This is a genomic window from Vibrio sp. PNB23_22_6 (assembly GCF_052877535.1).
In genome coordinates, this window is record NZ_JBNFXP010000017.1 from 11,824 (window position 1) to 24,961 (window position 13,138).

At 45.2% G+C, this 13,138-nt stretch carries 10 protein-coding genes; 4 read left to right on the forward strand and 6 right to left on the reverse strand.

Annotated elements, in window-relative coordinates:
• Nucleotides 1–6 precede the first annotated feature (6 nt).
• Nucleotides 7–678 (forward strand): GntR family transcriptional regulator, encoded by a 672-nt coding sequence (locus tag ACVA54_RS13565; protein WP_446640086.1) that lies wholly within the window; start codon nucleotides 7–9, stop codon nucleotides 676–678.
• A gap of 65 nt (nucleotides 679–743) precedes the next feature.
• On the opposite strand, the gene ilvN is transcribed toward ACVA54_RS13565, so the two are convergent.
• The 6 genes from ilvN to ACVA54_RS13595 all read right to left on the reverse strand — a co-directional run bounded on the left by ilvN (nucleotide 744) and on the right by ACVA54_RS13595 (nucleotide 8,399).
• The gene (ilvN, locus tag ACVA54_RS13570; RefSeq protein WP_099079920.1) at nucleotides 744–1,238 is read right to left on the reverse strand and encodes an acetolactate synthase small subunit; all 495 of its coding nucleotides are present in this window, start codon (nucleotides 1,236–1,238) and stop codon (nucleotides 744–746) included.
• A 1-nt stretch (nucleotide 1,239) separates the two neighbouring features.
• On the reverse strand, nucleotides 1,240–2,964 hold the full coding sequence (locus tag ACVA54_RS13575; RefSeq protein ID WP_099079921.1) for an acetolactate synthase 3 large subunit: 1,725 nt from the start codon (nucleotides 2,962–2,964) through the stop codon (nucleotides 1,240–1,242).
• A 446-nt stretch (nucleotides 2,965–3,410) separates the two neighbouring features.
• Nucleotides 3,411–5,219 (reverse strand): AMP-dependent synthetase/ligase, encoded by a 1,809-nt coding sequence (locus tag ACVA54_RS13580; protein ID WP_099079922.1) that lies wholly within the window; start codon nucleotides 5,217–5,219, stop codon nucleotides 3,411–3,413.
• 299 nt (nucleotides 5,220–5,518) lie between these two features.
• Nucleotides 5,519–6,478, reverse strand: coding sequence for a LysR family transcriptional regulator CalR (calR, locus tag ACVA54_RS13585; protein WP_446649692.1), 960 nt, complete (start codon nucleotides 6,476–6,478; stop codon nucleotides 5,519–5,521).
• A gap of 798 nt (nucleotides 6,479–7,276) precedes the next feature.
• A complete protein-coding gene (locus ACVA54_RS13590; RefSeq protein WP_446617575.1) occupies nucleotides 7,277–8,017 on the reverse strand; it encodes an SH3 domain-containing protein in 741 nt (246 codons plus the stop codon).
• A 223-nt stretch (nucleotides 8,018–8,240) separates the two neighbouring features.
• Nucleotides 8,241–8,399 carry a hypothetical protein gene (locus ACVA54_RS13595; RefSeq protein WP_446649693.1) on the reverse strand — a complete coding sequence of 53 codons (159 nt, stop codon included), beginning with the start codon at nucleotides 8,397–8,399 and terminating at the stop codon, nucleotides 8,241–8,243.
• 517 nt (nucleotides 8,400–8,916) lie between these two features.
• On the opposite strand from ACVA54_RS13595, the gene leuA reads away from it, so the two are divergent.
• The 3 genes from leuA to leuC all read left to right on the forward strand — a co-directional run bounded on the left by leuA (nucleotide 8,917) and on the right by leuC (nucleotide 13,130).
• The gene (gene leuA, locus ACVA54_RS13600) at nucleotides 8,917–10,464 is read left to right on the forward strand and encodes a 2-isopropylmalate synthase (protein WP_099079927.1); all 1,548 of its coding nucleotides are present in this window, start codon (nucleotides 8,917–8,919) and stop codon (nucleotides 10,462–10,464) included.
• 83 nt (nucleotides 10,465–10,547) lie between these two features.
• On the forward strand, nucleotides 10,548–11,639 hold the full coding sequence (gene leuB / locus ACVA54_RS13605) for a 3-isopropylmalate dehydrogenase (protein ID WP_099079928.1): 1,092 nt from the start codon (nucleotides 10,548–10,550) through the stop codon (nucleotides 11,637–11,639).
• A 72-nt stretch (nucleotides 11,640–11,711) separates the two neighbouring features.
• Nucleotides 11,712–13,130, forward strand: a complete 1,419-nt coding sequence (gene leuC, locus ACVA54_RS13610) for a 3-isopropylmalate dehydratase large subunit (protein WP_099079929.1) — start codon at nucleotides 11,712–11,714, stop codon at nucleotides 13,128–13,130.
• The last annotated feature ends 8 nt before the right edge of the window (nucleotides 13,131–13,138 follow it).

A 13,138-nucleotide genomic window follows, 5' to 3' on the forward strand; every position in this document is an offset into this window, starting at 1 on the left:
AATTCAATGAGGTTGCTTGTGTCTAGTCCCACCCTTACCGACAAAGTATCAAAACTGATCTGTCAGGACATCCTGACTGGGGAACTCAAACCAGGTCAAAAGCTTGTGGTTGCTGAACTGAAAGAGAAATACAATGTCGGTGCGTCACCAATTCGCGAAGCATTGGTGCAACTTTCTTGGAGTAAGTACGTAAAACTTGAACCGCAAAAAGGCTGCTGGGTTGCTCCAGTATGTAAAGAAGAACTAAACGACCTGTATGAAAGCCTCCGTGTTGTCTCTTCGGTATTACTTAAAAAGGCCATTTTAGCTGGAAATGAAGACTGGGAATTAGATGTACTGACGTCATATGACGAATTATCACGTTTGAGCTTTAATGAAACGTTCTGCTGGAAAGAGTGGGAAGAGCGTCACCTTCAGTTTCATATATCTCTACTTGAAGGCGCAGATTCAAAGAACATGTTCGAGTTCTTCAGTGATTTAATTAATCAGATCAAACGCTACCGCTACTTCGCCATGGCAACGTTGAACTCAGAAAGTGGCAATCCGTTCAACATGAAGGAACATGAGATGATAATGAAACGGGTACTCGCAAAGAACAGCGAAGAAGCAATAAGCCTGCTTGATAATCACTTACTCAATTCAATGCAGCGCATTGAGACTGCGATCGATATTGCTTAACAAAGTCAAAGATCATAAAGAAGCCACCTCTCAGGGTGGCTTCTCTACAATAACATTTTACTTCACTAAGGCTTTAGAAAGCGCTCTCCACGGGCAATGCCAACCACACCACTTCTCGCCACTTCAACCACATCGGTAACTTCGGAGATTGCTTGAATAAAGGCATCAAGCTTCTCACTCGTCCCTGCTAGTTGGACGGTATACTGAGAAGCGGTCACATCGACAATCTGGCCTCGGAAAATATCGGCAGTGCGTTTGACTTCAGCACGAGCAAAGCCACTCGCTTTGACCTTTACCATCATAAGCTCACGCTCAATATGATCAAATTCCGTCACCTCTTGCACTTTCAACACATCTATCAGCTTATTCAATTGCTTCTGGATCTGCTCTAGCTGCATTTCATCTGAGGTCGTGGTGATATTCAGCCGCGATAACGTTTCATCGTCCGTTGGAGAGACCGTTAGAGACTCGATGTTATAGCCGCGCTGGGAGAATAGGCCAACCACGCGAGACAAAGCACCTGGTTGGTTTTCCATTAACAAAGAAATAATGTGTCTCATATTACGTTCTCTCCGTTTTGCTTAGCCACATCTTATCCATACCCTCGCCTTTGATTTGCATTGGGTATACGTGCTCGGTTTCGTCTACGTTGATGTCAACAAACACCAAGCGATCTTTCATATCTAACGCTTTTTGTAGACCAGCTTCGAGCTGATCTGGCGTCTCAATACGAATACCGACGTGACCATAAGCTTCTGCAATTGCAGCAAAATCAGGAACAGAACTCATATATGAGTTAGAGTGACGACCTTGGTAAATGATGTCTTGCCACTGTTTTACCATGCCTAAAAATCGGTTGTTCAAGTTGATGATCTTCACTGGAATATCGTATTGCATTGCCGTCGACAGTTCTTGAATGTTCATCTGGATACTGCCATCACCAGTCACCACCACCACTTCTTCTTCGGGCATGGCAAATTTAACGCCCATACCAGCAGGCAGGCCAAAGCCCATCGTACCTAGACCACCAGAGTTGATCCAACGGCGTGGCTTATTGAATGGATAGTACAACGCGGCAAACATTTGGTGCTGACCAACATCAGACGCCACATAAGCATCACCATTAGTGAGCTTGTGCAATGTTTCGATCACTTGTTGTGGTTTGATGCGCTCAGGTGAGGTTTCGTAAGCTAGGCAATTTCGTTTTTGCCAACCTTGAATGTCCTCCCACCACGCAGCTAGCGCTTGTTCATCGTTACCATCGCCCTGTTCACTCAACAGGCCAACCATGGTCTCCAACACTTTTTCGGCCGAACCAACGATCGGTAAGTCCACTTTCACGTTCTTGGAAATAGATGAAGGATCAATATCGATGTGCATCACTTTAGCGTTCGGACAGTACTTTTCTAAGTTGTTGGTCGTACGATCATCAAAGCGTACGCCAATGCCAAAGATCAGATCCGCTTCATGCATTGCCATATTCGCTTCGTAAGTACCGTGCATGCCAAGCATACCCAACGCGTTATTGTGTGTACCTGGGAAGGCACCTAACCCCATTAAGGTACTGACGACGGGGAGATTCAATTGTTCAGACAACTCTTGAATATGCTCATGCGCACCAGAAATAACCGCACCGCCACCTACGTAAAGTACTGGTTTTTTGGCTTCAAGCAGTGCTTTCAGTGCCTTTTTGATTTGTCCTTTGTGACCGGACGTGGTTGGTTTGTACGAGCGCATTGAGATGCTTTCAGGATACTCGTAAGGAAGCTTGATTTGAGGATTCAATATGTCTTTTGGCAAATCAATCACAACTGGACCTGGTCGGCCAGTGGTCGAAATATAAAAGGCTTTTTTGATTGTCTCAGGAATGTCTTCGGCTTTCTTAACTAAAAAACTGTGCTTTACTACCGGACGAGAGACACCCACGATGTCGCACTCTTGGAAAGCATCATTACCAATTAGGTTGTTTGGCACGTTACCTGATATGACGATCATTGGGATCGAGTCCATATACGCAGTTGCAATACCCGTGATGGTATTGGTCGCACCTGGTCCCGAACATACCAATACCACACCCGGCTTACCCGTTGCTCGAGCATAACCATCCGCCATGTGAGTCGCGGCTTGTTCATGTCTTACTAATACGTGTTTGATTTGATCAGTCTTGGCATGCAATGCATCGTAAATATCCAGTACAGAACCACCAGGATACCCAAAGATCTGTTCTACATTCTCTTCTATCAGAGATTGCACCACCATCTCTGCCCCTGACAACATTACTGTCATAATTGCTCTCCTTACCAGTCTCCCCACCGTAAGGCCAACGGATCGGTCTGGTTTTACATAGTCTAGGTCTTATTCGTAGCCTAATCGAAATACTTCCACGTTTTCAGCTATGCTCTGTGCTTGTCATAACAAATCACAGGTTAACACAACAAATGTAACGTTTTATTATCATTGGGTCTAACACGATAGAGATCGAATTTTGAACAAGATGCTGCAAAGCAGAATAAAGACAGGGATGCACGCTATAAAGAGAGATGGATTTAGAGCAATACAGATATAAACAAAATAAATAAAGCAGATAATTTTACTAAAATATTTATTTTGAGTGCGTTTACATCAGGAAGGTATGGGAAGAAAAGGAAAAGGCCATTATAAAAAATCCCCAGCCGCACAATATCAGGCAACTGGGGATAATTTCATCAATCAGAAATCTAAGTCAGCGTAAGTTACTTTTTATCTGACTTATCATTGTACATTTCTTCGATTTCGTCTTGGTATTTGTCATTAATGACCTTACGACGCAATTTTTGTGTTGGAGTCAATTCACCATCATCCATCGAGAAAGCTTTCGGTAATAGTTTGAACTTCTTAACTTGTTCAAATTTAGCGAGCTCTTTTTGTAGGTCATTGACGCGCTTTTCAAGCATTTCGACCACTTGATGGTTCTTAATCAATTCTACACGGTCATGGTAAGCAATATTGAGCTCTTTAGCGTACTCTTCTAGAGAGTCAAAACACGGTACGATCAGCGCAGATACGAACTTACGAGTATCTGCAATCACCGCAATTTGCTCAATAAAGTGATCTTTACCAATCGCGCCTTCAACCACTTGTGGCGCAATATATTTGCCGTTAGACGTTTTCATCAGCTCTTTAATACGGTCAGTAATGAAGAGGTTACCATTCTCGTCGATATAACCCGCATCACCCGTTTTCAAGAAGCCATGTTCATCAAATGTCTTCTCCGTTTCTTCTGGCATCTTATAGTAACCGCGCATCACCATTGGGCCACGCACTAAGATCTCGTTGTTCTCACCGATCTTAACTTGAGCCCCCGGCATTGCCATACCGATAGAGCTAGGATCAAAACATTGGTCATCCCAACATGACACCGTTGCTGTGGTTTCTGTCATACCATAGCCAAGCTTCACGTTGATACCAATCGCATGGAAGAAGCGACCAATCGTCTCGTCCAGTTTCGCACCGCCACATGGCATAAAGTTAATACGGCCGCCTAGTAGCGCACGTAACTTGCTCAGAACCAGTTTATCTGCCAATGCGTACGACTTGCGCAATGCTAGCGATGGCTTACGATTTTCTTGATGACACGCAGCCATCTTCGCGCCCATGTTCACCGCCCAAGTGAACATAATCTTACGATGGAATGGTGCTCGTGATACTTTTTCATGAATCGCTGAGAAGATCTTCTCGTAGAAACGAGGCACCGCACTCATGACAGTTGGACGCACTTCGCTCAATGCATCACGCACTTGCATGGTATCTTGTAGGTAGCAATTTGTGCCGCCCTTGTAGAGTACGTAGAAAGTCCACGCACGCTCAAATACGTGTGATAGCGGTAAGAAACACAGCGACACATCATCTTCAGTCAGGCTCAAACGTTGGTCATGCCCTTCCAGTTGCGCTGAGATGTTAGCGTAATCTAGCATCACACCTTTCGGTTGGCCTGTTGTGCCAGAGGTGTAGATAAGCGTCAGTAAGTCTTCTTCTCGAGCTTGGTCTAAGCGAGTTTCTAGCTCCGCTTGCTGGCTTTCATCGCCTTGAGTGATGAAGTCATTCCAAGTCATAGCAAAACTATGCTCACCCAGTTCAATGTCGTCAGACATCGCGACAATTAACTCAAGCTGCTTACACTCTTCGAAGATGCTGACGGCGGCATCAAATTGTGGCTGCTCACCAACGAACAGCACTTTTACATCAGCGTTATCGATAATGTATGCAGACTGTGCCGCCGTATTAGTTGGGTAAATAGGTACTGTTACACCGCGCAATTGCAGCGCAGCGAAATCAGCGATGGTCCATTGTGGCATGTTGTTTGAGAAAATGCCGACCTTATCTTGGACTCCCAATCCCTGAGCCAAAAGTGCAAGCGATAAAGCATCCACTTGCTGACCAAATTGCTCCCAAGTAATACCTTCCCATGTGTCACCCACTTTATGTTTGAGTGCAACACGAGTACTACCTTTCGCAATTTGTTCACGAATACGTTTAACAATATGAAAATCTAACTTGGCCATTTCTTTACATTACCTTTTGGCTTACAGTTGTAAGCTAATTGAGCGCACAAGTGTAACCTCGGAGCTTAAAAACGCAACTGACCATTATCAAACTTATTATTATTAAGAGACGACTATCACTAATAAGAGTTTAGCACGCCCTAAACGGCCGAAAATTTGAACAACTTAAGCTGCTGTTTCGTATACTAATTAGACAAAATAAAAAGACCCCTAAAGACTGGCATCTCTCGGGGCCAAGGAATTGTAAAAATTGATGATTACAAATCCAATCTGACCAGTTGTTCAGACGATGATAAAACTTATTTCAATGCGACGACTTCACCACACGTGATCATGAGTAGATCACGAAGCCAGATATGACCTTTGTCTTTCTCACTCGATTCATGCCAGCTTAGGTAGCCACTGATTTCTTTGTTTTCAAATGGGAAGTCTAAGATTTGGAGTTGGTCGCTGTTAATTGTATTTTCTGCCATCCAACGAGGTGCAATGGTCACCAGCTCCGACTGGCTTACAACGTAAAGCAAGTTGCTAAGGCTTGAACCTTCGTAAGCGGCTTGGCAATCAAGTTCGCGGTATGCTTGCTCTGAGAAGCTACGTTGGCCATGCACACGTGATAGCTTCGCGTGTTTTTCATTGATCAGTTGCTCTGTTGAGACGCCACCTTGAATACGTGGGTGTGTTTTAGAAGCAATCACAACCAATTCGTCTTTAAAGATTTCTGTGCTTGAAAAACCTTGGTCATCAAAGCGAGCGTAGTCGATAACGAAGTCGATTTCCTGGTAGCGCATACGCTCAGACAGAAGACGATCAAACTCTGCATCTAGATGTAGCTGAACACTTGGCGCTTGCTCATGGACGTTCTCCATGATCTTTGGTGCGAAGCGCATATCACATGGGCTACAAATCGCCAGTTTAAATAGACGAGTTGATGATTCTGCTTGGAATACTGAACTTGGCAGCTCATTGCGGATCAATTGCAGCGCTTGACGAACCGGACCAAACAATTGGCGCGCTCGTTGAGTGGGTTGGATACCACGCCCCTGACGCATGAATAGCTCATCATTGAACATGACCTTTAGACGCGCAACCGCGTTACTTACTGCAGGTTGTGACATGCCGAGGTTGTGTGCTGCACGAGTGATATTTTGTTCTTGCATCACAGCATCAAATACGGTCAGTAAGTTTAAATCAACACCACGCAATGTGCTTTCCATACGGTAGCTAGCAATTGCGCTCATCGCGTCTTTTTTTTCTAACATGGAGTGCGCCTCTTTTGTAATCATCAATTTGGTTCAATGAGTTCATAACGAATAGAACGTTTTCTCACGCCAATTACGGCCGCGAGAATTCACTCATTAGTGAGAAATAGAAAACCCAATTTTCATTATATTTATATTTCGGATACTTCCGACTTGAACCGTACTATCAACGAATCAGTCAAGGTTTCGCAACTAGATTGAGATTTAATCACTAAATTTTAGCAAGTTAGGTATTTAATTAACTAAAATCAAACACTTAGTAAAAACATAAAAAACTATAAAACGTCATTTTAGGCATTTCTGATAATACATTTAGCATACCAATGAGTTGCATTAACCCTCCGCCAACCCATTCATTAGAGCTATCATTCCAAACCAAAACCAAGGGTCACGATGAATAACTCAGACTCAATTTGGCCATATTAGAATATCTGACACGCTCAGCCTTACTCTTCTTAAGCCAAAATATATCAGCGAGCATCACTACTATTTTGCGGATATTAGCAGTGTCATTGCCTTTATCGCTCACATTTACTCAAGTCACCTCGAGATGCTTGATTTAACCAGATTGACTTGGTTTGCTAGCGAAGCAACGATTTGAAGAACCCGTGGTGCTGAATTAAAAATCATTCACGAAGTATGCGAGCCAAAGCAACGGCATAACGGTAACGTGGTGAATGGATAACGGGATACCATCAAGAATAATGAGTGAAAGAATATGGAGGATATGAGTTAAGCAAAGGTAGAAATTGCCCCGTTGACATGATGCATCAGGGGCAAAGGGGGGAAGCCATAATGCTAAGGTTGATTCGTACCTATCATCGGAACATCGATATACCAGATTTTTCTCTGCTTGCGGCAGGCTCTAAACGAAGCCGTGGCAATATCATCATCTTTGGTTAATTCATAACTTAAATCACGACATGTATAGCGACCGAAAATTTCATTCACCGTTTGGGTGTCCATGCTTTTCGCACTACTGGCCAATAATGGGTTAGGCTTAATCGAAAGAATATCTCGGTTGACGACATGGCTACGTACGTATTCTTCATGAACATAACCTTTAATCGCCCCATTTTGCTCTGCCAATAACCAAGGTTCACCTTCAACCTTCGCAATAACATTAAACGCTTCATCTTTGCTCAGGGTTCCAAGCACTTGTGCTGTTAAACTTGGCTTGGCAAGAAAATTAAGCGTAGTTTTTGAGCGGTAAGTGACATCCATAAACTCAAATGAATGAGAGATATCGACACCAACGTCCACAAGGCTAGTGATTTCCGCACTTTTCCATTGTTTGGGTTTGACACGAATCTTCCACCAAGAAAAGGTCTCAGGATCTTTACCTTTAAACTTAGTGCGACTGTCTGATTCCAACGCGACCATAACTTGGCTCAAGAATAACTCCCTGCCATCTTGGTTCAAGTAGCGATCCATTTGCTGATCGATCAACTGCACACTTTGTACGTGATTCTTCGCAGCCATCGGAGTGACTGCATCCACTTGAGAATGAGGAACTAAAAGTTGGCACCCCGACAACATCAAACACGCCAAATACACGGCTGAATGAATATATCCTCTTTTCAACACATGACTCCTTTCACGGTTTCACAGATCAGTCACCACACTATATCTACCAATGCCACAGAAGTGAGCAACTTTTCACCACTTTTGCGATAAAGAGCAAATCCTGATAAGACCTCTCCTCAAAAAAGCGGCAACCTAAATTTGGTCGCCGCTTTAAGTGGGTCAAAGTGCAAGCATACTACTCCGGATATGACAGAGATAAGTCATCCCTTTGCCAATCTTCAAAGTCCCAACGTTGATCCGAACGTTGACGCCAAATCAATCCTTTGTTGTCGTAGCTATCTAACTGCTTTCGCCACTCATTCATCTCTGGAAGTGGATGGCCATTAATAGACATTCAATAAGCGAATAACTCGATCTCCATCGAAAAGAAAAGCAAAAGTTAACCAATTGAAAAAGTTACAAATAGTAAATTTATGATAACACTTAAAATTAGCGATATTTGCCTCGCATTACTACAGCAACGCTATGCAAACAGTCCCACTTTTGACACAATCATTACCCACAATATGAAACCATAACCAACAGCCCCCAAATACAAAGCACTGCCCAAAAACGCATCGACTCATCGGATATGAACAAAAAATCGACTTTAGGGTTGACGTACCCCATTGAGTGCGGTACTAATTTGTTAACTTAATATTGTGGAATGCTTAACAACTATGTCAGCACATTTTTCTATCCTGCTTAACCTCCTCCTGATCGTGACCAATTCGCGCGGGTAGGTTGTGGAAGAGAAATAACCACACCAAGTTCTTAGAAACCCGCATGCAAATGCGGGTTTTTTTATATCTAAATACCGGAAGTAAACGATTAACCTGCACAAAAATGCAGAAATCATGAAGGAAGCAAACATGAACGATCAGGTCATTATATTCGACACCACACTGCGTGATGGCGAACAAGCGTTGTCAGCAAGCTTAACGGTTAAAGAAAAACTGCAGATTGCCTATGCGCTTGAAAGGCTCGGCGTTGATGTTATCGAAGCGGGCTTCCCAGTCTCTTCTCCAGGAGATTTCGAATCAGTACAAACCATTGCAAGGCACATCAAGAACAGTCGAGTCTGCGCACTTTCTCGTGCCGTTGCAAAAGACATCGATGCCGCTGCGCAAGCACTAAAAGTGGCTGACGCGTTCCGGATTCACACTTTCATCTCGACTTCAACCGTTCACGTTCAAGACAAGCTACGCCGCAGCTACGACGATGTGGTAGAAATGGGCGTGAAAGCCGTAAAACACGCACGTAACTATACCGATGACGTGGAGTTTTCTTGTGAAGACGCAGGTCGCACCCCAATCGACAACCTATGTCGCATGGTCGAAGCGGCTATCGACGCAGGCGCAAGCACCATCAACATTCCTGATACCGTTGGCTACACCGTACCGAGTGAGTTTGGCGGCATCATTCAAACGCTATTTAATCGCGTCCCAAATATCGACAAAGCCATCATCTCGGTTCACTGTCACGATGATTTAGGTATGTCTGTTGCCAATTCTATCGCCGCTGTACAAGCAGGTGCACGTCAGGTAGAAGGCACCATCAACGGCATTGGTGAGCGTGCAGGCAACTGCTCTCTGGAAGAGATCGCGATGATCATCAAAACGCGTCAAGAGTTCTTAGGCGTTCATACTGGAATCAAGCACGATGAAATTCACCGTACCAGTAAGCTAGTGAGCCAACTATGTAACATGCCAATCCAAAGCAACAAAGCGATCGTGGGTGCGAACGCATTCAGCCACTCTTCGGGCATCCACCAAGATGGCATGCTAAAGAACAAGAACACCTACGAAATCATGACGCCAGAGTCGATAGGCCTTAAAAACCAAGCACTTAACCTAACCAGCCGCAGTGGCCGTGCCGCCGTGAAGAGCCATATGGATACGATGGGCTACAAAGAGGAAGAGTACAACCTAGACGCATTGTACGAAGACTTTTTGAAACTAGCAGACCGCAAAGGCCAAGTATTCGATTACGACCTAGAAGCACTGATGCACTTCTCCAATTTGCGCGAGGAGGACGATTTCTACAAATTGAGTTACCTGAGCGTGCAATCTGGCAGCGTAATGGCAACCACCAGCATCAAGATACAATGCGGCGATGAAGAAATGTGTGAAGCCGCCGTCGGTAATGGTCCAGTTGATGCGTTATACCAATGTATTTACCGCGTGACAGGTTATGACATCGTGCTAGACAAATTTGACCTAACCGCAAAAGGTGAAGGTGAAGATGGTCTTGGTCAAGCAGACATCATCGCCAACTACAAAGGGCGTAAATACCACGGAACCGGCGTGTCCACTGACATCGTAGAAGCATCGGGCCAAGCATTGCTGCACGTCATCAATAGCATTCACCGTGCAGACAAGATTGAAGAAATGAAACAAAAGAAATTTGCCACCGTTTAATCGACGCTTGGGCCCCGCAGCTCAATGCCCACCTATTTCGCTTTCAAAAAGCCAAGTAAGCTAATAAAAATTAAAGGATTAACATGACAGACAAATCATACAAAATTGCCGTTTTACCAGGCGACGGCATCGGCCCAGAAGTGATGGCGCAAGCACATAAAGTGTTGGATGCAATCGAAAAGAAACACGGCATTGCCTTTGAGCGTGACGAGCATGATGTAGGTGGTATCGCGATCGATAATCACGGCTGTCCACTTCCAGAAAGTACAGTGAAAGCGTGTGAAGAGTCTGATGCAGTCCTATTCGGTTCAGTTGGCGGTCCTAAGTGGGAACACTTGCCACCAAATGACCAACCTGAACGTGGCGCCCTACTGCCACTACGTAAACACTTCCAACTGTTCTGTAACCTACGCCCAGCACAAATTCACTCAGGCCTTGAAGCCTTCTCACCACTACGTGCAGACATCTCAGATCGCGGCTTTGACATCGTGGTAGTTCGTGAGTTAACAGGTGGCATCTACTTCGGTCAACCAAAAGGCCGCGAAGGTGAAGGTCCAACAGAGAAAGCCTTCGATACTGAGGTTTACCACCGCTTTGAGATCGAACGTATTGCAAAAATTGCCTTTGAGTCTGCGCGTCTACGTCGCAAGAAAGTTTGCTCAATCGACAAAGCGAACGTCCTACAAAGCTCTATCCTATGGCGTGAAGTGGTCGAAGAAATCGCAAAAGACTACCCAGATGTAGAGCTATCACACATGTACATTGATAACGCAACCATGCAGCTAATCAAAGACCCGGCACAGTTTGACGTAATGCTGTGTTCAAACATCTTCGGTGACATCATCTCTGATGAGTGTGCCATGATCACCGGTTCCATGGGCATGCTACCGTCTGCGAGTCTTAACGAAAGCAAGTTCGGCCTATACGAACCTGCTGGTGGCAGCGCACCAGACATCGCTGGTAAAAACATGGCAAACCCAGTGGCGCAAATTCTCTCGGCCGCGCTAATGCTGCGTTACAGCCTAGGGGAAGAGGCGGCGGCGCAAGATATTGAAACTGCGGTATCAAAAGCCCTGTCAGCAGGCCAATTAACCGGTGATCTTGCCGGAAACAATCCTGCACTTTCAACCTCAGAGATGGGTGACAAGATCGCAGAGTACATCTTGAACTCTTAATACAGACCAAATTCATAATAATTACTTGCTCCTGATGAGCCATTATCGGGAGCCTCACACAGGATTGTGACAATGGGCAAAACACTATACGAAAAAGTCTACGACGCACATGTTGCCGTCGCAGCTGAAGGGGAAACCCCTATCTTGTACATCGACCGCCACTTAGTGCACGAAGTGACGTCTCCACAGGCGTTTGATGGTTTGCGCGAAAAAGGTCGTAAAGTTCGCCAAGTGAGCAAAACCTTCGCCACGATGGACCACAACGTATCGACTACCACGAAAGACATCAATGCCTCTGGTGAGATGGCGCGCATCCAAATGGAAACGCTATCGAAAAACTGTGAAGAATTCGGCATCACCTTGTACGACATCAACCACAAATATCAAGGCATCGTGCACGTAATGGGCCCTGAACTTGGCATTACCCTACCGGGCATGACCATTGTTTGTGGCGACTCGCATACCGCAACTCACGGCGCGTTTGGCTCGCTAGCCTTTGGTATCGGCACTTCAGAAGTGGAGCACGTATTGGCAACTCAAACGCTAAAACAAGCGCGCGCTAAGACGATGAAGATCGAAGTGAAAGGCAAAGTGGCTCCAGGCATCACCGCTAAAGATATCGTGCTAGCGATCATCGGTAAAACCACAGCTGCTGGCGGTACAGGCTACGTGGTTGAATTCTGCGGTGAAGCGATCACTGACCTTTCAATGGAAGGCCGCATGACCGTATGTAACATGGCGATTGAGCTAGGTGCTAAAGCTGGTTTGATTGCGCCAGATGACACCACATTCGAATACATTAAAGGCCGCAAATTCTCACCTCAAGGTGCCGACTTTAATGCCGCAGTCGAATACTGGAAGACACTAAAAACTGACGATAATGCTCAATTTGATGCGGTAGTTACCCTAAATGCAGCAGATATCAAGCCACAAGTGACTTGGGGCACCAACCCTGGCCAAGTTATCGCTGTAGACCAAGCCATCCCAGCACCAGAAAGCTTCACCGACCCAGTAGAGAAAGCCTCGGCAGAGAAAGCACTGGCTTACATGGGCCTAGAAGCTGGCAAGGCACTGTCTGATTACAATGTCGATAAAGTCTTCGTTGGCTCTTGTACCAACTCACGTATCGAAGACATGCGCGCAGCCGCTGAAGTAGCGAAAGGTCGCAAAGTAGCGTCTCACGTTCAAGCGCTTATCGTTCCTGGTTCTGAGCAAGTAAAAGCGCAAGCGGAAGCAGAAGGCCTAGATATAATCTTTAAAGAAGCGGGCTTTGAGTGGCGCCTACCTGGCTGTTCAATGTGTTTAGCAATGAACAACGACCGTTTGGGTCCCCATGAGCGCTGCGCATCCACATCAAACCGTAACTTTGAAGGTCGCCAAGGCCGTGATGGTCGAACCCACTTGGTTAGCCCTGCAATGGCAGCGGCAGCAGCAATTGCTGGTCACTTTGTTGATATTCGTGAATTAACTTTTTTTGATAAACAGGACTAGAGGAGAAC